The following is a 19,443-nucleotide window of genomic DNA, read 5'->3' as shown; positions in this document are numbered from 1 at the left end:
GTTACCTCCTCACGCGTCCAGGTTCTTGCCGACGATGCGCATCAGGAAGATCGCAACGATATTGGCAAGGATGATTGCATAGACACCTCCGGCTGATCCAAGGCCGACGTTCTGGCCCTCTAGCACGCGCTGGAAGATCAGGTAGGTGAGTGTACGGGTGCCGAAGGCGCCGCCGGTGGTCACGAAGATTTCGGCGAAGATCGACAGCAGGAAAATGGTCTGGATCAGGATCACGATGGTGATCGCGCGGCTTAGATGCGGCAGGATGATATGGTAAAAGCGCTTGAGCGGTGGCGCGCCGTCCATTTCTGCGGCCTCCAACTGTTCACTGTCCAGCGACTGGATCGCAGTCAGCAGGATCAGCGTCGCAAACGGCAGCCATTGCCACGATACGATCATGATGATTGACGTCATCGACGCCTCGGATAGCCAGGAAACTGGCTCAGCCCCGAAAAAGCGCCAGAGATGGGCCAGCAGGCCATTGACCGGGTCCATGAACATGTTCTTCCAGACCAATGCGGAAACGGTCGGCATCACAAAGAACGGTGCGATCACTAGGATGCGGACAACGCCTTGGCCCCACATCGGCTGATCCAGCAGCATTGCCAGAAGGATGCCCAGAACAACCGTGATGGCAAGCACGCCGCCGACGATCATCAGCGTGGCCTGAACCGCGGGCCAGAAGGAACTGGAGGAGACGAACCGGACGTAGTTGTCCAAGCCGACCCATCCCAGATCACCGCCGCGCAGGGGCAGGTATTTCTTGAAGGAAAAATACAGCGTCATCGTCAGAGGCACGAGCATCCAGCCAAGAAGCAGGATCACTGCAGGTGCCATCATCAGGCGTGCAACTGATCGGGAATGTTGAGTAGCCATGACGCAAAACCTCTCTGTTCAGGCATAGCTCAGCCTGCGAGAAAAACGCGAGTTGTGGAAGGGTGAAGCGGGGGACAGACGTCTGTCCACCCGCTGGGAAGGAGGCCTTAGTAGCCTGCGGCTTCCATTTCTTCGGCGGTGAAGGCTTGCGCTTTGGCAAGAGCTTCTTCTACCGTTTGCTGCCCGGCATAAACTGCCGAGAACTCCTGGCTCACCTGCGTGGCGATACCTGCGAATTCCGGGATCGCTGCAAACTGAATACCAACGTAAGGCACTGGCTTTACAGTCGGATTGTTCGGATCAGCCGACAGGATCGAGTCCAACGTCATCTTGGCGAACGGAACCGCCTGATAGTCCGGATTTTCGTACAGCGACGTACGTGCGCCCGGAGGCACGTTGGCCCAGCCTTCGTTTTCGGCTACGAGTTCGATGTAGTCTTTGGATGTTGCCCACTCGATGAACTGTTTGGCCGAGTCTGCTTGTTCCGTACCAGCCGGAATTGCCAGAGCCCACGCCCACAACCAATTCGAGCGCTTGCCAAGCCCCGTGTCGGGTGCAAGTGCAAAGCCGACGCTATCCGCGACTGTCGAGTCGGTCGGGTTGGTCACGAAAGAGGCCGCAACCGTTGCGTCGATCCACATGCCGCATTTGCCCTGCTGGAACAACGACAGGTTTTCGTTAAATCCGTTAGTGGCGTAACCTGCGGGGCCGGACTCGTTCATCATACCCACGTAGAAGTTCAACGTGTCAGCCCATTCAGGCTGATCGAACTGCGGCTTCCAATCTTCATCAAACCAGCGCGCACCAAAGGAATTGGACATCGCTGTGATGAAAGCACCGCCTTCGCCCCAACCGGCCTTGCCGCGCAGGCAAATACCGTTGATATCAGCGTCGCGATCGGTCATCGCAGCAGCCGCTTCGCGGATGAACTCCCAAGTCGGAGCGTCCGGCATTTCCATACCCGCTTTTTCCATCAGGTCAGTGCGATACATGATCATCGAGCTTTCGCCGTAGAACGGAGCCGCGTAGAGCGTTCCATCATGGCTAAGGCCGCCTGACATGGCGGGCAGGATGTCACCTACGTCGTATTCATCCGACAGCCCGTCCAGGGGTACCAGCCAGCCGTTCGCGCCCCAGATCGGCGTCTCGTACATGCCGATGGTCATGATGTCGAATTGGCCACCTTTGGTCGTGATATCCGTTGTCACGCGCTGGCGCAGCACGTTTTCTTCCAACGTAACCCACTCGACATCGATGCCGGTCGCTTCGGTGAATTTATCGGTATAGCCCTGCATCCGGATCATGTCGCCGTTGTTCACGGTCGCTATTGTTAAGGTATCCGCTTGGGCTGCTGCCGTGGCGACGAAAGTCATTGCTGTCGCCGCACGAAGTGCGTTCTTGAGATACATCCTTGTCCTCCCTGAGCTTGGATGTTGTTTGGACAGGGTAAGGGGAAAATTGTCGCGGCGTCAATAAAAACTTTACGCGCGTTAATTTTTGATCATGCGGAGTCTCTCAAAACAAGTCGTGCAGGAAACAGTGTTTCCGTCCTCTCGTTAAATTTCCCTCCATTTTCAATGAGTTCAAAGAGAGTTTCGACGCTGCGCCCCGCTACATTGTCGTAGTCATGGGCGGCCGTTGTCAAAGACGGGCAGGTAAACCTTGAGAAGGGATGGTCATCGTTTGAAGCGACCCGCAACGCGCAGTCTTTCTTGCGACCGACCCGAATCCCTTGTTCGTAACATGCCGAAAGAAACCCGATTGCCAGGCGGTCGTTGCTGCATAAAACCGAATCCGTTTTCAGCTCTTGCCGCTCCAGAACTCCGGCGGCTCCATGTTTGCCAATCTCTTCAAATGCCCAACCCTGGCCGTCGATACTAATGACATGTGGTTCAAAGCCGAGCTGTTCCATCACTTCAATATAGGCGTGGCGCCGCTTATTAGCATTGGGGTTCGCTGGCGTTCGCATCTCAAAAAATGACGGCGGTTCGCCGGTGCGGGTCATGTATTCGACGGTTTGTGAGACGAAACTGAAATTGTCCGACCCGATAAAGGCCGCGCCCAGGCCTTCGAGATTACTGTCAAACAGGACGGTCGGCACATTGGCGCAAAACTTCTCGATCGCTGACCGATCCGAGGTGCGCCCCAAGGGCGCCAGCAGCACTCCAGCAGGCTTCATGGATTTCAACCCGTCGAGAATTTCGATTTCCAGCTTGGGATCACCATGCGAGCTGAACAGCGACGGGCGATACCCCGCAGCAATACAGCTTTGTTCCAGATAGCGCGCGATTTCGGCAAAGAACGGATCGGCAAGATAGGGAACCACGATGCCGATATTCTTGGTCAGCTTTCGGTTCTGGTTCACCGCATAGATGTTGGGGCGATAGTCGAAGCGCTCAAGCGCCTCTTCGATGCGGAGCCGTGTTGTGGGTCGAACGCTGTCCGGATCCTGAAAATACTTCGATACGGTGGGCCGAGAGATGCCGCTGAGGGCCGCAAACTCTTCCATGTTCCTGATCTTCGTCATGCCAGTCTGTTCGTCCACCTTGATCTTATCATAATTTTACATATTCTTTGCGCGCGCAAAAAAAATCAATAGCCTGGCCGGTGATATCGGAATTATGCAAGGCAAGGGGTGTGAATGTATCTTGGGATCGACATCGGAACGTCAGCGGTCAAACTCCTCTGCGCGGATGCCGGCCGAATTCTTGCGACCTCGTCAGTCGGCATCGGGACGTCGTCGCCACAGCCCGGCTGGTCCGAGCAGAACCCGGAGATTTGGTGGCAGGCGACGCGCGATGCGTTGGGCCTGCTTGCTGGCGAAATCTCCCTGTCGGATGTGAAAGCAGTCGGATTGTCGGGGCAGATGCACGGGGCCGTGCTGTTGGACCGCGACCAATGCCCCATCCGTCCGGCGATTCTGTGGAATGACAGCCGCGCGGTCCGCGAATGCGACGACATTCGCGCGGCACAGCCGCAGGTTGGTCACATCGTAGGCGTCCTGCCCTTGCCCGGCTTTACGGCGCCCAAGATTGCCTGGCTGAAACGGCATGAACCGCACAATTATGCCCGACTCTCCCATATCCTGCTGCCCAAGGATTATGTCGGCCTGCGTCTGCATGGAGAGCTGGCAACCGATACTTCCGATGCCGCAGGAACAATGTGGCTCGATCAGGCTTCACGCCGCTGGCATACCGGAATGGCGGAAGCCACGGATGTCGCTGTTGACTGGCTGCCGCAGATGTTCGACGGCCACAATGTCGTTGGCACGGTAACAGTTCGGGCTGCAGCTGAGACCGGATTGAATTCCGGCGTGCCTGTCGTGGCCGGGGGAGGGGATGCGGCAACCGGTGCGGTGTCATTGGGCGCAACTGAACCTGGACGTGGGTTTATCTCGTTGGGGACATCCGGTCAGTTGTTTGTTGCGGATCGTAAATACAAGCCCAACCCCGAACGCTATGTCCATGCGTTTGCGCATACATTGCCCGACCGCTGGTATCAAATGGCGGCGATGCTGAACGGGGCAAGGCCCATTTCGTGGATTGGTGATCAGCTGGGGCTTTCGGCTGCCGAGGTTGTCGGGCTTGCTGAAATCGTCAGCGGTGATCGCGTGCCCATTTTCCTGCCCTATCTGACAGGTGAGCGCAGCCCCCTTGGGGACCCGCATATCCGTGCCGGATTCTTTGGCCTCGAGGATGCCACCACACGTGCCGAGATCTGCCGTTCGGTGGTCGAGGCAATCGCCTTTTGTTTCGCTGATGCGGCGCAGAGCTTCGGCGACACGATAGACAATTTGCCCGAGCTTGCCGCCATAGGCGGGGGCAGCCAATCCGACCTGCTGCTGGGTCTGATCGCCGCTGTGACCGAAAAGCCCATCGTGCGTTCAGCGGGGGCGGAATCCGGCCCGGCCTATGGTGCCGCCCGGCTGGCAGCCTGTGCTGACGGCGCTCTGACCATTGCCGATCTGGCCGAGCAACCGGCGACCACCGACAGGTTCGAGCCTGCAGAAATGCATGCGTTATCTGAACGGCTGGGACGGTTTCGGCGGCTTTACACAGCCGTAAGCGCCGTGGACTGAGCGCCCCTCAGGTCAGGGTTTTGAACATAAAAGTAGTTGGTTCCAGCTGATCATTTTCCGGGTTGCGGCAGTAGTTCGGAATTTCTCCGGCAATTTCAAACCCAAGGCTTTGATAGAGGAGGAGCGACGGGTCCGTGCTGCGCGTGTCCAGCACCAAAAGGGACCGCCCCAGTTCGCGTGCCCGCGCCTCAACCGTCGCCATAAGCGCCCGCCCAATGCCCCGCCGTCGCGCGCGGGGATGAACAAGCAGCTTGGACACGTCGGCGCGATGCGCTTGGTTGGGCATCGCGGCAGGCACCAGCTGTGCGGTGCCGACAATCCGTTCGCCATCACGATAGACGAATATCTCGGCCGCGCCGGTCTGGATGTTTGGCCAGACATGGGACTGCCAATAGCGCAGCGCGTCGCCCGGCGGAAATGGCTGAATGAACCCGATACTCGCCCCGTCATGCACGCAGGCGTGCAGTATCTCTGTCAGATCGTTTAGGGCTTGGTTCAGATCATTGGCCGCCAGTCGTAAGATCATATCAGCACCATCAGGTACCGAGCACCTCGGTCGGCTTGGGTTTCGAACCGTGTCGGGCCAGACAGGTGATAGCGCAGGCAATCCCCGCTCGTCAGATGATGCGCGGTTCCATCCACGGTCAGGGTCAGGCCACCGTCCAGCATGATCAGGTGATGCTCCTGCCCGTGTTTTGGCGGCGTGTCATAGGTGATCACAACGCCTGGGGGCAGATGGCCTTCCATGACCTCTCCGCCAAGACCCGCGGCCGGAGGGGAGACGGATCGGCGGGTAAAGCCGGTTTCGGGGTCGCGCCATTCGGGTTGATTTTCGAAGGGAACGCGGGGGGCGAAACTGTCCTCGACCATCATCAATAGACGCGACATCGGCAGCCCATAGGCCGCACATAACCGGCCCAGAGTTTCCGCGGTGGGGCTGACATCCCCCTTTTCCAAGCGCGACAGGGTGGCCCGGCTGACACCGCTGTGTTCCGCCAACTGATCCAGCGACCATCCCCGCGTTTGGCGAAGTTGATTCAGGTGGTTTGCAAGGCGGTCGGCTAGGGTATCAGGCATGGCTCGTATATGGGAATCATTTCCGTATATGAGATTATTGACCAGAAAACATAACTTCACAATAGAAAAAGGGCGCAGAAAACTGCACCCTTCTGCTCGATAGAATGAAAGATTACTTCCAGCCGGCCTCGTTAAAGATCTTCTGTGCCTCGGGGATGTTTTTGGCGACCTGGGACAGGTTGATCTCGTCGGCTTTGAACTCACCCAGCGCTGCCACGTTATCCGCAAGGGCGACGCCTTCGACCGCCGGGAATTCGTCATTGCCGTTCGAGAAATAGACCTGCGCCTGATCGCTGGCGAGGTATTCTAGGAACTTGATCGCGTTGTCCTTGTTCGGGGCATTTGCCGCCACGCCGGCACCGGACAGGTTCATGTGCGCGCCTTCGGCTTCTTGCGCCGGGAACTGGACGCCGATCATGTCAATCTCAGTGCTCAGGCCTTTGACGTCTTTACGCATTGCACGGGCAAAGTAGTAAGAGTTCGAAACGGCGATCTCGCATTCACCCGAAACAATGCCGCGCAGCTGGTCAGTGTCGCCGCCTTGCGGTTCGCGCGCCATGTTCGCGACCATGCCTTCGGCCCAGGTCTTGGCGGTTTCCGCACCGTGGTTTGTGATGATCGAGGCCAGCAGGGTCTGGTTATAGGTGTTACTGGACGACCGGATGCAGACCAAACCTTTGTATTCGGGCTTGGCCAGATCCAGATAAGACGCGGGCGGGTTGGTCACATCGGCCTTGTCAAAGAAGATGATCCGCGCGCGCTGCGAAAAGCCATACCACTGGTTGTCTTCGTCCTGCAGGTTGGCGGGAATACGTTCTTCCAGAACCGCGCTTTGGACCGGCTGCAGGATACCCGCGTTCTTGGCACGCGCCAGACGCGAGGTATCAACGGTCAGCAAGATATCTGCGGGTGAGTTCGCGCCCTCGGCTTCCATCCGGGCAATCAGCTCGTCCGCTTTGCCTTCGATGCGGTTGATGGTTATACCGGTGGCCTCTTCGAAATCGGAATAGAGGCGTTCGTCGGTGTCGTAGTGGCGCGAAGAATAAAGGTTCAGTTCGCCCTCGGCAGCGGCAGAGGTCGCGATCAGGGCCGTCAGGGCGGCGGCAACGCAGGTAGAGGATTTCAGCATCATGTGTCCCAACATTGAAAATCGGCGCGGGTAATAACCCGACTGAAATGGTCAATTAAACGATTCTCAGGGGGATGCAAGAAATTCCGACAAAATTAGTTGGTCAAATCACCGCCAACATGTCGCTGGCCCCGACCAAGTGGTACTGCACAGCGGGGCCTGAGGGTCGGCAAAGCCGATCCTGGCTACGCCGTCATGGCTGACCTAGTCGTGTTGATTTAAGAACTGAAAAATCGAGAGATGCTGCTTAGCGCTTTCTCTGTCTTTTTTCAGGTTCAGGTGGAGACGGGTCCGGGACAGGTGCGGGGGCCGGCTCAGGGTCTGGGTCGTCGGTCAACACCGGTTCTTTTTTCAGCATGACCTGTGTGACAGCTTCCATATATTTCTGCAGCAAGACCGGAGGATCGGCCGGGGCCAGTTTGATGGTCAGCCTGCTTGCACCTTCTTGGCTGTAAGCATAGCGCGAGGAATAGCTGGCATTGACCTGCGCTGCGACAGGGCCCCAACCACCTTTGACCGAAGCGCTGCCCGCTTTTTCGGTTTGCTTAGTCATTGAGATCGCCATTTTGACCTCAATTTCGGCTTCTTGCACCGCGTAGAATGCGGGTAGAAAGCCCATGGAAACCAAACTGAATTCTTTGGGGGGGCCATTGGGATTGGACAGGTCCGGAAGCTGGATCTTCTGATCGGCCATATATTTGGCGACATCTGTAGAATGTCGATCCAACTCGGTCTGCGACTCGGCAACGGAAAGCGCAAGCTTTTGAACCATTTCCGCAAACGGGACGTTTAGCAGTTCCTGCCCGATACTCATTTCCAATCTCCTCTGTTAATTCAGTCTTTCTCAATAATTTGCGTGGCGGTCCGCCTCCTGACGGAAAAAGTGACCTTGGATGCGTTCTGGCTGATCGCCTGTTTTCGGGCATTCGTCGCGATTTGGGCTTTGGTGCCGTCCTGACCCAACCCAACAACCGCTTCGACTTTGACGTTGTCGATGGTGAAATCACTGCTGCCATCAGACCCGGCGAGGATCTGTTCACCCAGGGCTTGCGAGAATTCCTGAGCGTTGACGACCTGTGTGTCAGGATCGTCCGCTCCCATTGCCGCGCGGCCCTCGGCCATCGGGTTCATCACCGGGTTACCCGCGCCCATCAACATGCCGCCGCTGCCTTCTTCCAGATCGTCGATCCGTTCTTGGAGGTCGTTGATCGTCTCGAGCAGCGCGACTTCGCGCGCCTCCATTGCCGTCATGCGGTTTTCAAGTGACTGAAGCAGAGTGGTGAATGCCTCGGGCATCTCGGTGACGCGGACATCTATGGGCGCTCTTTTGGGGGCTTTGACTTTCTTAGTTGCCATCATTGCCATCCAAAGATCTGCTCTCATCTACGGGACCGGGCGCGAAACGCATTCGCATCGTGGACGCGCTTTTGGAATCGAGCGTGTCTGTCTGAGTCAATTTCGGGCCAAAAATAAAGGTGCCAATCCTGCTGCGTTGGCCTTCTTCGGTGGAACTGCTCATCTCCATGACGACCTTCAGTTCCACATCGACATCCTGCATGTGATAAAAGACCGGCGGGATGCCAAGATCGCGCAGTTCCTGGGGATAGTTCTTCAGCGCTTTCAGCTGATCAATGCTAAGCTGTTCGGCCGCCTGGGCCACACTGCGGCCTATATCGGCTACCATGTCGGTCAGAGTTGTTCCGAATATCTTGTCCAGATCATCGTTGGCCAATCCGACCTCCCGTCATAAAATCACGGAAAGCGTAGCACGAGATCGCCCTATCACAACGTTGAATCTTAGAACCGAACTTTCTGAGCGAATTCCTGCAGTTCCGTCCGCATTACATCTGGTTGAAATGCCGGACAAAAAAAACCGCACCCGAAGGCGCGGTTCTTTGAATTCAGTATGTGCAGTTCTTAGCCCTGACGAGCTTTGAACCGACGCTGCGTCTTGTTGATCACGTAGACGCGGCCTTTGCGACGCACAACCCGGCAATCACGGTGCCGGTTCTTGAGCGAGCGGAGCGAGTTCTTGACCTTCATGGGTCTGTCTCCAATCTGCGGCGCCTTCATCAAGGACGTGGCCAGCGCCTGGGTTTGCGGGTGCCCCGGAAATCCGAAGCAGTGAGTTCATGGTGGGCGGTACAAGGATCGAACTTGTGACCCCTTCGATGTCAACGAAGTGCTCTACCGCTGAGCTAACCGCCCATGAAACCGTCGCGTGGCCAACCCCATAACGAAATGGGGCGCGGAACCCCGCGCCGGTAGCGGGGTCTATAAAAGGAGTCGCAAAAGGGTTCAAGGGGTTTGGTAGAACTATTTTCCGGTCTATGTTTGGTGCGAACAAGGAGTCGCCATGCAAAACGCTGCTTACCTACTGGATATGCCTGCCAAGCGCACGTCCTGTGTGGTTTTTTCCTCTCCGCATAGCGGTCGAAACTATCCAAATGGGTTGATGAAGCGGTCGGTTCTCAGCCAAGATGTGATTCGTTCTTCCGAGGATGCTTTTGTGGATCAGTTATTTTCATCAGCGGCGGACCATGGTGCGCCACTGATTTCGGCGATGATGCCACGCGCCTATGTCGATCTGAACCGCAGCGCAGAAGAGCTGGATCCAGCCCTTATTCAGGGCGCGCGCCGCCAAGGCCATAACCCGCGGGTAGCGTCCGGGCTGGGGGTGATTCCGCGTGTGGTCGCCAATGGTCGAGAAATCTATCGCGGTAAGCTGACCATGGATGAGGCGCGTCTGCGAATCGATACCTGTTGGCGTCCCTATCATGCCCGGATCAAATCGTTGCTGGCAGAATCGCATCAGGAATTCGGGCAGGCGATTCTGATCGACTGTCATTCGATGCCGCACGAAGCCGTGGCCCTTGCGTCCACAGTCAATTCCAGACGTCCCGAGATCGTGCTGGGGGATCGGTTCGGTGCCTCTGCAGCGCCAGAGGTCGTCGAACAGATAGAGGCCGCTTTCGTCTCGGCGGGTCTGAGCGTGGCCCGAAATACGCCGTTTGCCGGGGCCTATGTGACCCAGACCTATGGACGCCCCAGCCGCCACCAGCATGCTGTACAGATCGAGATCGACAGATCCCTGTATATGGATGAAAGCAGGATCGAGCCGAATGACAATTTCGCTGCCTTCAAAGAGACCTTGGGCGAAATCATCATGGATATTGTGCGGATCGGGCCTGAGCCGCTGCAGCTTGCAGCCGAATAACCTCAGCGAAGGGCACGTCCTTTGACGATGGCATCCGTCCCAAAGCGGCGGCGAATCTCATCCGTGGCGCGTTCGGCCTGCGACCTGCGCGAGGCATCCGGATCCAGCAGATCCCCTGAAATATCCGCCTGATCCTCGGGGCACAGATCCGACAGGCCACACCCCAACAGCCGATAGGGGCCCTGATCACCAACCTGATCAAACAGCGCCCGTGCTGTGCGATAGATCCGATCGGCAATCTGCGTGGCATCGCGCAGAGAAACGCGGCGCGTAATGATCTTGTGATTGGCCCGTTTCAGTTTGAGCGTCACAACCCGCCCGGCCAGCCCCTTGGCCTTGGCCCGATCCGAGACTTTTTCCGCCATGCGCCAAAGGTGCCCATCCAGAATGTCGGCATTGGCCGTATCTTCAAAAAAGGTCGTTTCGTTGCTGACGGACTTCATCGGTTCATGTGCCGAAACCCGGCGCTTGTCCTGACCGCGGGCCAGATGCCACAGCCGGTAGCCCATGGAGCCAAACCGCGCGGTCAGATCCTCTTGGTCCCAGCGCAGTAGGTCCGAGAACAAGCGTATGCCTGCGCGGTCCAGCGATTCCTGCGCCGCAGGGCCTATGCCCCAGATCAGGCGCACTGGCTTGTCGTTCAGAAACGCGGATGTCTCTTCCTTGCCGATCACCGAAAATCCGCGCGGCTTGTCCAGATCGGATGCAACCTTGGCCAGAAACTTGTTATGTGACAGCCCGATTGACCCGGTCAGCCCCAACTCGTCCTTCATCCGTTTGACCAATCGTGCAAGCATGACGGCGGGAGGCGCACCGTGCAGACGTTGCGTGCCGGATAGGTCCATGAACGCTTCGTCCAGCGAAAGCGGTTCAACAATCGGCGTCAGCTCGTCCATCATCGACCTGATTTGGCGCGAAGCCTCGGCATAGACCGACATGCGCGGTTTGATCACGACAGCGTCGGGGCATAGTTGCAACGCCTTGAACATCGGCATTGCCGAACGGACGCCGCGAATCCGGGCTACATAACAAGCCGTAGACACAACACCGCGCTTGCCGCCCCCGATAATGACGGGTTTGTCGGCCAGCTCCGGATTGTCCCGTTTTTCGACAGAGGCGTAGAAGGCATCGCAATCCATATGTGCGATGGACAGGTCAAACAATTCAGGATGCGTTTTGACGCGCGGGCTGCCGCAGTCCGGGCAGCGGCGTTCCTTCGTCAGTTCTGTCAGGCAATCTCGGCAGAGGCCGGGCATTTTCTTTTCCCGTCTTCCATGCAGTCCGTAAGGTTAGGTGACTATATCATTCGCATGCCACGGGCAAAACCCGCACAGTGAGGGTAGGAACCAGATCTGCCAAAAGAAGGCCCCCCGCAAAGTGGCGGGGGGAGGTGACGGACCTCAGGAAGAGATGGTCCGCGGGGAGTATCACCTACTTAGATTCTCTCAAAATCGAATTTTTCGATAGAACCCAGTTCACACAGTGGAAACTCGTGTTTTGCATGTGTGTTTTGGGGCACAGGGACGATTTGGCGCGGATCGGGTGAAAAGTGACCTAAGGTCAACTGTTTGCGGGTTGTTCTTGCGAAAATTTAGCCTGATTTAGCCGGATTGCCCTAGTGTCGGGATAAGGAATTTAACTCTGCAAGCACCGCCTCTGCGGCGGCTTTAGGGTCTTGCGCCTGATAGATTGGGCGTCCCACTACGATGTGATCGGCGCCGTCACCGATGGCAGTTGCCGGGGTTGCGACCCGTTTCTGATCACCCAACGCGGCACCGGTGGGCCGAACGCCGGGTGTCACGATCAAGCGATTTTCGGCTTGGGGCAGGGCACGGATCAGCGCGGCCTCTTGCGGGCTGGCGATGACGCCATCGGCACCCGCCTCCAACGCTTTGGCCGCGCGTTCGACAACCAGGTCCTGGACATCGCCCGACTTCAGCAGGCTGGCATCCAGATCATCCCGGTTCAACGAGGTCAGGATGGTTACGGCCAGGATCTTGAGGTCTTTGCCAGACGCACCCTCTTTGGCGGCCCGCACCACGTGCGGGTCACCATGTACGGTCAGGAAATCCAAATCGAACTGTGCCAGACCGCGCACCGCATTTTCCACCGTATTACCGATGTCGAACAGTTTCATGTCCAGAAAGATGCGCTTGCCCTGATCCTGCTTTAACTCGTTCGCCAGGGCCAGCCCGCCCCCTGTCAGCATTCCCAGACCGATCTTGTAGAATGAGACACTGTCCCCCAGCCGCTCGGCCAAGGCCAGACCGTCTAGGGCGTTGGGGACATCAAGGGCTACAATCAGGCGGTCATCGGACATTGGGGGCTCCTTTTTGGCAAACGTCTGCGTCCTAACGGTTTCGTGCGCTTCTGTCCATGCGCGCCTTGCGTGATTCAGATCACGGCAGAGGTTTCCGACTGTGCTATTATCGCGTTGTGCAACTGGGACGGAATTCGGAATGAGACAGTTTACGAAACCCACTATCGCAATCTGCGCGGGGCTGATGCTGGCCGGGTGTCAGGACATGGCGCTGGAAAAAGAGGCTGCTGATACAGTTCTGAGGTCTCCGACAAACGACAACCTCCGGCTGATTGGCGGTTATCGTTCGATGGATGATGACTGTCAGGTTACGGGGGAATCCGCCTTTACCGTGGATTTTCTGGATGACGCCGCCGATCTGGTTTCCTGCCCGACAGGCAGCGATGCGGCGCAATCGCTTGTCGATATGTACGGTGCGCGTTCTGTGGCGAAAACTGGGGGATATACAGTTTATTCTGTGCCGCGTCGGTAGGTTGGATTCTGTTGGCAGACCCCTTGAACCGCGCAAGATATTTCCCAGATTGAATGTGAGGCCCAGACCGACGCGCGCTGCCAGGCGGGCGCGTCAAAACCGGGCGCTTAGAGAAGGAGCAAAATATGGACTTGAACAAGTTCACCGAGCGGGCACGAGGTTTCGTGCAGGCAGCGCAAACGATTGCGATGCGCGAGGGGCACCAGAGGTTGACCCCTGAACATATACTCAAAGCCTTGATGGACGATGATCAGGGGCTGGCCAGCAATCTGATCACCCGCGCAGGCGGAGCGCCCAGCCGTGTCGTTAACGCACTGGATGCGTCCATGGCCAAAATTCCCAAGGTCAGCGGCGATGCGGGCCAGGTTTATCTGGATGGTCAGACCGCCAAAGTTCTGGATGAAGCTGAAAAGATCGCCACCAAGGCAGGCGATAGTTTCGTGCCGGTTGAACGTATTCTGATGGCGCTGTGCATGGTGAAATCCAAAGCCAAGGATGCTTTGGAAGATGGCGCGGTGACGGCGCAGAAACTGAACGAAGCCATCAATGACATCCGCAAGGGCCGCACTGCTGACACCGCATCGGCGGAAGATGGTTATGACGCGCTCAAGAAATACGCGCGTGACCTGACCGAAGCGGCTGCTGAGGGCAAGATCGACCCGATCATCGGACGGGATGAGGAAATCCGCCGCTCGATGCAGGTTCTGTCGCGCCGCACCAAGAACAACCCGGTTCTGATCGGGGAACCCGGCGTCGGTAAAACCGCGATTGCCGAAGGTATGGCCCTGCGCATCATCAATGGGGATGTGCCGGAATCGCTAAAGGATAAAAAGTTGCTCGCGCTCGACATGGGTGCGCTGATCGCAGGTGCGAAATACCGTGGTGAGTTCGAAGAACGCCTCAAGGCGGTTTTGACCGAAGTGACCGAAGCCGCCGGTGAAATCATCTTGTTCATTGATGAGATGCACACGCTGGTGGGCGCGGGCAAATCCGACGGCGCGATGGATGCTGCCAACCTGATCAAGCCTGCGCTTGCTCGGGGTGAGCTGCATTGTATCGGTGCAACCACGCTGGATGAGTATCGCAAATACGTGGAAAAAGACGCGGCTTTGGCGCGCCGGTTCCAGCCGGTTGTGGTTCAGGAACCGACTGTCGAGGACACGATCAGCATCCTGCGCGGTATCAAGGAAAAGTACGAGTTGCACCATGGTGTGCGTATCTCGGACTCGGCTTTGGTGTCGGCAGCGACCCTGTCGCATCGCTACATCACTGATCGCTTCCTGCCCGATAAAGCTATCGACCTTGTCGATGAAGCGTCGGCTCGCTTGCGGATGGAAGTGGATAGCAAGCCCGAAGAACTCGATCAGCTGGATCGTCAGATTCTGCAGATGCAGATCGAGGAGCAGGCGCTGAAGCTCGAAGATGATGCGGCATCGAAGGATCGTCTGGAAACCTTGCAAAAGGATCTGGCCGATCTGCAGGAGCAATCCGCCGAGATGACTGCACAGTGGCAAGCCGAACGTGACAAGCTGGCTGGTGCGCGCGATCTGAAGGAACAGCTCGACAAGGCACGGGCCGATCTGGAAATCGCCAAGCGCGAAGGCAACCTCGCCAAGGCGGGTGAGCTGTCCTATGGCGTCATCCCCGAGCTTGAGAAGAAGCTGACCGAAGCCGAAAACGCCGAAAGCAGCCAGATGATGGCCGAGGAAACGGTGCGCCCGGAACAGATCGCTTCGGTGGTCGAACGTTGGACGGGTATCCCGACCTCGAAAATGCTGGAAGGTGAGCGTGAAAAGCTGCTGCGGATGGAAGACGATCTGCATTCCCGCGTGATCGGTCAGGATGCTGCGGTGACCGCCGTGTCCAACGCCGTGCGCCGGGCGCGCGCCGGTCTGAATGACGAAGGCCGCCCGCTGGGCTCGTTCCTGTTCCTCGGGCCGACCGGCGTGGGGAAAACCGAGCTGACCAAGGCGGTGGCGAACTTCCTGTTCGACGACGACAACGCGATGGTGCGCATCGACATGTCCGAGTTCATGGAGAAACACGCGGTCGCCCGTCTGATCGGTGCCCCTCCGGGCTATGTCGGCTATGACGAAGGCGGTGTGCTGACCGAGGCCGTGCGGCGCAGGCCCTATCAGGTCGTGCTGTTTGACGAGGTCGAAAAGGCGCATCCGGATGTGTTCAACGTGCTGCTGCAGGTTCTGGATGACGGTGTGCTGACCGATGGTCAGGGTCGCACCGTGGACTTCAAGCAGACGCTGATCATCCTGACCTCGAACCTTGGCTCCCAAGCGCTCAGCCAACTGCCCGACGGCGCCGATGGTGCGCAGGCGCGGCGGGATGTGATGGATGCGGTCCGGGCGCATTTCCGGCCCGAGTTCCTTAACCGTCTGGACGAGACCATCATCTTTGACCGGCTCAAGCGGGCCGATATGGATGGCATCGTCGATATCCAGATGGCGCGTCTGCAGAAACGTCTGGCCGCGCGGAAGATCGAGCTGGTGTTGGACGACGGTGCCAAGGAATGGTTGGCCAACGAAGGCTACGACCCGGTCTTTGGCGCCCGCCCGCTGAAACGCGTGATCCAACGCGCCTTGCAGAACCCGTTGGCCGAGGCGCTGCTGGCCGGTGAGATCAAGGACGGCGAGACTGTACCGGTCACCGCCGGACCTGAAGGCCTGATCATAGGCGACCGGCTGGGCACATCCCAGCGCCCGCGCCCAGATGACGCTGTGGTGCATTGAACCTAAACTGATTGTTGAATGGACCCGCTAGACTGGTGGGTCCATTCTTGAATTTTACCCGCGTTTTTTCGCGACTAACCCCCGGCTTGTCCGAGAGGGTGGACCAGATGGGAAAGAATAGACCGTTTCGCAATCAAAACCTGCTTCATCCAGCAGCTTTAGGATTTCCGCGCGCTGAAACGTTCTATGTCGCCATTGCAACCAGATGATGGCGTTACACCAATGTGGCTTTGATACTACCAAAAACAGGCGACCACCCGGGCGTAGCAGTCTGTGAATGTCTTGCAATGCTTGGGACGGATCTGCACAATGTTCAATCACATGGGCCGCAAGAGCTACGCCTACGGGGTCTAGATTGACATTGCCTAGCCCCCCTTGGGCTAGTTCTGGTTCGACCCCCCGCGCCCTCAGAGCCTTTTGGCCTTGCCTGATCATCCCCGCGCTGGGTTCAAGTAAGGTTATCCTGGCCGGTTTTCCGTGGACCGCTACCCAGGCCTCGGCGAAGGACGCAGTGCCAGCCCCAATATCGACCACATGTGTCACGTCGTCAGCGACAGGCAATCCCGAGGTCAGGAATTCTAGGTAGCCATCATAGTACCCAAGCGCGCGCATCTTGTCCCGCCACCGGGGCGCGGCTGTATCATAACGATGCGTGATTTCGGCAATGGGTTTGGTCATCGGTCCGTGCTTTGAAGGTATGCTGTATCACTAGTGCATCGTGGCTTTAGACCAACGCGAAAATACGTGCCGGACCGCCGGTGCCGCCCGCATGTTTGGGTGCGCCGATGACCAGCGTGGCACCCGCCGCCGGAACCCGATCCAGACCCGCAAGGCATTCGATGCCAAACCGGCCCGAGGGCAGCCAGGCGTAATGCGTCGCGAAGTCGGCGGACATACCGTGATCAAGTGACAGTGTATCCACCGCAATCGACCGCGCGCCGGTGTCTTCCATCAACATCTGCGCCGCTTCGACGTGAAATCCGGGATAGTGCTGCGCCTCACCGTCGAAATTGCGGAACCCGTCCGTGGCGGTCTTGCCGGACCAACCGGAATGCATCGCTACGCAAGCGCCGTCGGGGATGTCTCCGTTGGCCGCAATCCACGCCTTCAGATCGTCCGGGGTAACGCGGGTGTCGGCGTCTTCGGCCGCGCGGGCGGCGATATTGACGACACAAAGCGGTGCAACCAGATCAGTCACCGGTATCTCATCGACCGACATACCATCCGCGGAAAAATGCAGAGGCGCATCTATATGCGTGCCGGTATGTTCGTTGATCGACAGATTGAACAGGTTAAAGCCGTGATCCGCGAAGTTGAACGCCTGTTCGGCGGAAATGCCGGGTTCGCCTCCCCAGGTCGGAAAGTCGGGGCTGAGCGTATGGGTCATGTCCTCGACCCCGCCATGACCTGCGGCCAGCGCTGCTGGTGCAATCGCTCCGGTGGTCGCAGCCGCAACGCTCGTGGCGGCAGCAGCTTTGAAGAAACTCCGCCGCGACAGCATTCTGTCTTTGACGGCATTCATAACGCAGATGTCACACATTCTTCTTCTCCCACTGGTGGATTTCAATCGTTGGATGGGTCGTCCATCTTTTCCCTTGTTGGTAATACCTGCGGCCCAGCCTGCATTTTTGAGGCCTACGTTGTAAAGGTGGTGACCCAAGCAAGCGCCGCTGCACGCGGATACGTTACAATCCGGTCGCTCAATCGTGACGCTTGTTTCCTTGGCCCTGTGCTATCAGCAGACTACCTCACTTCTGAGGTTGCATGAAGACGGAGACTTAGATGGCGCATCGCTGGACCAACACATTGACACATGCCGACGTCACCCCCCGGGCGGCGTTTCTGAACCGGCGCCAGATGATGGCCGGGATGGCGGGTGTCGGATTGGCAGGGCTGGCGCAGGGGGCAGCCGCGCAAGAGGTGCTGGAGCCGAATACCTGGGAAGAGATCACCGGCTATAACAATTATTACGAGTTTGGAACGCGGAAAGAAGATCCTGCAAAATACGCCTATACTCTTGTTACTGAGCCGTGGAGCATCAAGATTGACGGTCTGGTGGACAAGCCCGGCGATTACAATTTCAAGGACATCCTGTCCGAAATGACCGTCGAAGAACGGATATACCGGTTTCGCTGTGTCGAGGCATGGTCGATGGTGATCCCTTGGAACGGGTTTGAACTGGCCGACCTGCTGAACATGGCCGGTGTTCAGGAAGGCGCCAAATACGTTGCCTTTGAAACCGCTTATCGTCCAGATGAAATGCCGGGTGTTCAGTATCCGGTTCTGGACTGGCCGTACCGTGAAGGTCTGCGGCTGGACGAAGCAATGCACCCACTGACCCTGATGGCCACTGGTATTTATGGCCGGCCGATCCCGAACCAGAACGGCGCACCGTTGCGTCTGGTGGTTCCGTGGAAATACGGGTTCAAATCCATCAAGTCGATCGTTCGCATTACGGTGTCAGATGTTGAGCCACCGACAAGCTGGAACATGGCCGGTCCGCGCGAATATGGTTTCTATAGTAACGTGAACCCCAATGTGGATCACCCGCGCTGGTCGCAGGCCTCGGAGCGCCAAATCGGCGGTGGGCTGTTTGCCAAGCGCATCCCGACGCTCATGTTCAATGGCTACGAGGACGAGGTCGCCGGGCTTTACGAAGGCATGGATCTGTCCAAGCATTATTGAGAGTATGAGCGCGCTGAACCAGATATTCCGTCGGATCCCTGTTTGGGCCGTCTATTTGCTGGGGATCCTGCCGGCACCCTGGCTGTTCTATCAAGGGCTGACCGGAGGTTTGGGTGCCGACCCGATTGAGGCTCTTGAGCATAAGTACGGCAAACTGGCATTGCAGTTTTTGATTGTTGTTCTGGCTATATCGCCCCTGCGCAGGTTTGTCGGCGTGAACCTGATCAAGTTCAGGCGGGCGCTGGGCGTTTTGACATTTATATATATCAGTCTGCATCTTTTGGTTTGGCTGGTATTGGATGTGCAGGCCCCCGGGCAGATCTGGGCGGACATCCTGAAGCGCCCCTATATAACTGTAGGTATGGCGGCATTTGTTCTGACGCTGCCACTGGCCGTGACGTCGAACAACTTTTCAGTACGGCAGCTTGGCCCGGGCTGGCGCGCGCTTCAGCGTTTGGTCTATCCGGCAGCAGTTCTGGGGGGCGTGCATTATGTAATGCAGGCCAAAGGATTTCAGATCGAACCCTTGATCTATTTGTCCGTGATTTTGGCTTTGCTTGCTTTGCGCCTACCGATCTCGACCCTGATGAGCCGATTCCGGGGTGCGATTCCGCCCGACTCGGCCTGAGTCTGCCGGTAAGCCTGTGCGAAACACAATTTTCCGTACGCATCTTGGCGGTTGGTCGCCGTATTTGGGCCTGGTACTATTTGTAAGTATTTGTTTTATTTCATTAAATAATAGTTCTGAAGATTTTCGCGAGTTTCGGGGATTTTCTGCTTGCGGTGTATGTTTGTAATGCTTAGAACCCCCTTCACCGGCGCTGCTGAGGCGCTTGTGACACACT

Annotated in this window: 20 protein-coding genes and 1 tRNA gene; 6 read left to right on the top strand and 15 right to left on the bottom strand. The window is 57.5% G+C overall.

Going from position 1 to position 19,443, the window contains the following annotated elements; genetic code table 11:
• Positions 1-9 precede the first annotated feature (9 nt).
• The 3 genes from AC2FHX_RS17330 to AC2FHX_RS17320 form a co-directional block, all read right to left on the bottom strand.
• On the bottom strand, positions 10-876 hold the full coding sequence (locus AC2FHX_RS17330; protein WP_142639539.1) for a carbohydrate ABC transporter permease: 867 nt from the start codon (positions 874-876) through the stop codon (positions 10-12).
• Positions 877-983: 107 nt separating this feature from the next.
• Positions 984-2,285, bottom strand: a complete 1,302-nt coding sequence (locus tag AC2FHX_RS17325) for an ABC transporter substrate-binding protein (protein ID WP_271951885.1) — start codon at positions 2,283-2,285, stop codon at positions 984-986.
• A 92-nt stretch (positions 2,286-2,377) separates the two neighbouring features.
• Positions 2,378-3,403 carry a LacI family DNA-binding transcriptional regulator gene (locus AC2FHX_RS17320; RefSeq protein WP_271951883.1) on the bottom strand — a complete coding sequence of 342 codons (1,026 nt, stop codon included), beginning with the start codon at positions 3,401-3,403 and terminating at the stop codon, positions 2,378-2,380.
• Positions 3,404-3,517: 114 nt separating this feature from the next.
• Here AC2FHX_RS17320 and xylB point away from each other — a divergent pair, with 114 nt between their 5' ends.
• Entirely contained in the window at positions 3,518-4,954 is a 1,437-nt protein-coding gene (xylB, locus tag AC2FHX_RS17315) for a xylulokinase (protein WP_496703138.1), read from the top strand.
• A 7-nt stretch (positions 4,955-4,961) separates the two neighbouring features.
• Here the strand turns inward: xylB and AC2FHX_RS17310 are convergent, their stop codons facing one another.
• From AC2FHX_RS17310 to AC2FHX_RS17275, 8 genes are all read right to left on the bottom strand, one after another.
• Positions 4,962-5,480: a GNAT family N-acetyltransferase gene (locus AC2FHX_RS17310; protein WP_496703140.1), complete on the bottom strand. Its 519-nt coding sequence runs from the start codon at positions 5,478-5,480 to the stop codon at positions 4,962-4,964.
• Complete coding sequence (locus AC2FHX_RS17305; RefSeq protein WP_496703142.1) at positions 5,477-6,031, bottom strand: helix-turn-helix domain-containing protein; 555 nt, start codon at positions 6,029-6,031, stop codon at positions 5,477-5,479. The genes AC2FHX_RS17310 and AC2FHX_RS17305 overlap by 4 nt, the downstream gene beginning before the upstream one ends.
• 112 nt (positions 6,032-6,143) lie before the next feature.
• Entirely contained in the window at positions 6,144-7,160 is a 1,017-nt protein-coding gene (locus AC2FHX_RS17300; protein WP_496703144.1) for a Fe(3+) ABC transporter substrate-binding protein, read from the bottom strand.
• A 247-nt stretch (positions 7,161-7,407) separates the two neighbouring features.
• Entirely contained in the window at positions 7,408-7,974 is a 567-nt protein-coding gene (locus AC2FHX_RS17295) for a hypothetical protein (protein WP_271951874.1), read from the bottom strand.
• 20 nt (positions 7,975-7,994) lie between these two features.
• Positions 7,995-8,516, bottom strand: a complete 522-nt coding sequence (locus AC2FHX_RS17290; RefSeq protein ID WP_142639525.1) for a hypothetical protein — start codon at positions 8,514-8,516, stop codon at positions 7,995-7,997.
• Entirely contained in the window at positions 8,506-8,892 is a 387-nt protein-coding gene (locus AC2FHX_RS17285; RefSeq protein WP_271951870.1) for a hypothetical protein, read from the bottom strand. The genes AC2FHX_RS17290 and AC2FHX_RS17285 overlap by 11 nt, the downstream gene beginning before the upstream one ends.
• 185 nt (positions 8,893-9,077) lie before the next feature.
• Positions 9,078-9,203: a type B 50S ribosomal protein L36 gene (ykgO, locus tag AC2FHX_RS17280; RefSeq protein WP_008562923.1), complete on the bottom strand. Its 126-nt coding sequence runs from the start codon at positions 9,201-9,203 to the stop codon at positions 9,078-9,080.
• Between the two features lie 90 nt (positions 9,204-9,293).
• A tRNA-Val gene (locus tag AC2FHX_RS17275) sits at positions 9,294-9,368 on the bottom strand.
• Positions 9,369-9,516: 148 nt separating this feature from the next.
• Between AC2FHX_RS17275 and AC2FHX_RS17270 the strand changes: the two genes are divergently transcribed.
• Entirely contained in the window at positions 9,517-10,377 is an 861-nt protein-coding gene (locus AC2FHX_RS17270) for an N-formylglutamate amidohydrolase (protein ID WP_496703146.1), read from the top strand.
• A gap of 2 nt (positions 10,378-10,379) precedes the next feature.
• On the opposite strand, the gene AC2FHX_RS17265 is transcribed toward AC2FHX_RS17270, so the two are convergent.
• Both AC2FHX_RS17265 and pyrF read right to left on the bottom strand, forming a co-directional pair.
• A complete protein-coding gene (locus AC2FHX_RS17265; RefSeq protein ID WP_496703148.1) occupies positions 10,380-11,633 on the bottom strand; it encodes a DNA polymerase IV in 1,254 nt (417 codons plus the stop codon).
• Between the two features lie 359 nt (positions 11,634-11,992).
• Complete coding sequence (pyrF, locus tag AC2FHX_RS17260) at positions 11,993-12,697, bottom strand: orotidine-5'-phosphate decarboxylase (RefSeq protein ID WP_496703150.1); 705 nt, start codon at positions 12,695-12,697, stop codon at positions 11,993-11,995.
• Between the two features lie 139 nt (positions 12,698-12,836).
• Between pyrF and AC2FHX_RS17255 the strand changes: the two genes are divergently transcribed.
• Positions 12,837-13,169: a hypothetical protein gene (locus AC2FHX_RS17255; RefSeq protein ID WP_142639515.1), complete on the top strand. Its 333-nt coding sequence runs from the start codon at positions 12,837-12,839 to the stop codon at positions 13,167-13,169.
• Between the two features lie 125 nt (positions 13,170-13,294).
• Positions 13,295-15,913 carry an ATP-dependent chaperone ClpB gene (gene clpB / locus AC2FHX_RS17250; RefSeq protein WP_496703152.1) on the top strand — a complete coding sequence of 873 codons (2,619 nt, stop codon included), beginning with the start codon at positions 13,295-13,297 and terminating at the stop codon, positions 15,911-15,913.
• A 54-nt stretch (positions 15,914-15,967) separates the two neighbouring features.
• Here the strand turns inward: clpB and AC2FHX_RS17245 are convergent, their stop codons facing one another.
• Both AC2FHX_RS17245 and AC2FHX_RS17240 read right to left on the bottom strand, forming a co-directional pair.
• The gene (locus AC2FHX_RS17245; RefSeq protein ID WP_496703154.1) at positions 15,968-16,591 is read right to left on the bottom strand and encodes a class I SAM-dependent methyltransferase; all 624 of its coding nucleotides are present in this window, start codon (positions 16,589-16,591) and stop codon (positions 15,968-15,970) included.
• 46 nt (positions 16,592-16,637) lie between these two features.
• On the bottom strand, positions 16,638-17,453 hold the full coding sequence (locus AC2FHX_RS17240; RefSeq protein ID WP_271951861.1) for a cyclase family protein: 816 nt from the start codon (positions 17,451-17,453) through the stop codon (positions 16,638-16,640).
• Positions 17,454-17,695: 242 nt separating this feature from the next.
• Between AC2FHX_RS17240 and msrP the strand changes: the two genes are divergently transcribed.
• Both msrP and msrQ read left to right on the top strand, forming a co-directional pair.
• A complete protein-coding gene (msrP, locus tag AC2FHX_RS17235; protein ID WP_282022431.1) occupies positions 17,696-18,598 on the top strand; it encodes a protein-methionine-sulfoxide reductase catalytic subunit MsrP in 903 nt (300 codons plus the stop codon).
• Between the two features lie 4 nt (positions 18,599-18,602).
• Positions 18,603-19,226 carry a protein-methionine-sulfoxide reductase heme-binding subunit MsrQ gene (gene msrQ / locus AC2FHX_RS17230; RefSeq protein WP_496703156.1) on the top strand — a complete coding sequence of 208 codons (624 nt, stop codon included), beginning with the start codon at positions 18,603-18,605 and terminating at the stop codon, positions 19,224-19,226.
• Positions 19,227-19,443: the final 217 nt, after the last annotated feature.

The sequence above is a fragment of the Ruegeria sp. CDSC042 genome (assembly GCF_059610745.1).
This window is presented reverse-complemented; position numbering and strand designations above follow the sequence as displayed.

Coding starts and splice junctions, on each gene's coding strand:
- AC2FHX_RS17330 (WP_142639539.1), bottom strand. CDS start 876: ATGGCTACTCAACATTCCCGATCAGTTGCACGCCTGATGATGGCACCT.
- AC2FHX_RS17325 (WP_271951885.1), bottom strand. CDS start 2,285: ATGTATCTCAAGAACGCACTTCGTGCGGCGACAGCAATGACTTTCGTC.
- AC2FHX_RS17320 (WP_271951883.1), bottom strand. CDS start 3,403: ATGACGAAGATCAGGAACATGGAAGAGTTTGCGGCCCTCAGCGGCATC.
- xylB (WP_496703138.1), top strand. CDS start 3,518: ATGTATCTTGGGATCGACATCGGAACGTCAGCGGTCAAACTCCTCTGC.
- AC2FHX_RS17310 (WP_496703140.1), bottom strand. CDS start 5,480: ATGATCTTACGACTGGCGGCCAATGATCTGAACCAAGCCCTAAACGAT.
- AC2FHX_RS17305 (WP_496703142.1), bottom strand. CDS start 6,031: ATGCCTGATACCCTAGCCGACCGCCTTGCAAACCACCTGAATCAACTT.
- AC2FHX_RS17300 (WP_496703144.1), bottom strand. CDS start 7,160: ATGCTGAAATCCTCTACCTGCGTTGCCGCCGCCCTGACGGCCCTGATC.
- AC2FHX_RS17295 (WP_271951874.1), bottom strand. CDS start 7,974: ATGAGTATCGGGCAGGAACTGCTAAACGTCCCGTTTGCGGAAATGGTT.
- AC2FHX_RS17290 (WP_142639525.1), bottom strand. CDS start 8,516: ATGGCAACTAAGAAAGTCAAAGCCCCCAAAAGAGCGCCCATAGATGTC.
- ykgO (WP_008562923.1), bottom strand. CDS start 9,203: ATGAAGGTCAAGAACTCGCTCCGCTCGCTCAAGAACCGGCACCGTGAT.
- AC2FHX_RS17270 (WP_496703146.1), top strand. CDS start 9,517: ATGCAAAACGCTGCTTACCTACTGGATATGCCTGCCAAGCGCACGTCC.
- AC2FHX_RS17265 (WP_496703148.1), bottom strand. CDS start 11,633: ATGCCCGGCCTCTGCCGAGATTGCCTGACAGAACTGACGAAGGAACGC.
- pyrF (WP_496703150.1), bottom strand. CDS start 12,697: ATGTCCGATGACCGCCTGATTGTAGCCCTTGATGTCCCCAACGCCCTA.
- AC2FHX_RS17255 (WP_142639515.1), top strand. CDS start 12,837: ATGAGACAGTTTACGAAACCCACTATCGCAATCTGCGCGGGGCTGATG.
- clpB (WP_496703152.1), top strand. CDS start 13,295: ATGGACTTGAACAAGTTCACCGAGCGGGCACGAGGTTTCGTGCAGGCA.
- AC2FHX_RS17245 (WP_496703154.1), bottom strand. CDS start 16,591: ATGACCAAACCCATTGCCGAAATCACGCATCGTTATGATACAGCCGCG.
- AC2FHX_RS17240 (WP_271951861.1), bottom strand. CDS start 17,453: ATGTGTGACATCTGCGTTATGAATGCCGTCAAAGACAGAATGCTGTCG.
- msrP (WP_282022431.1), top strand. CDS start 17,696: ATGGCGCATCGCTGGACCAACACATTGACACATGCCGACGTCACCCCC.
- msrQ (WP_496703156.1), top strand. CDS start 18,603: ATGAGCGCGCTGAACCAGATATTCCGTCGGATCCCTGTTTGGGCCGTC.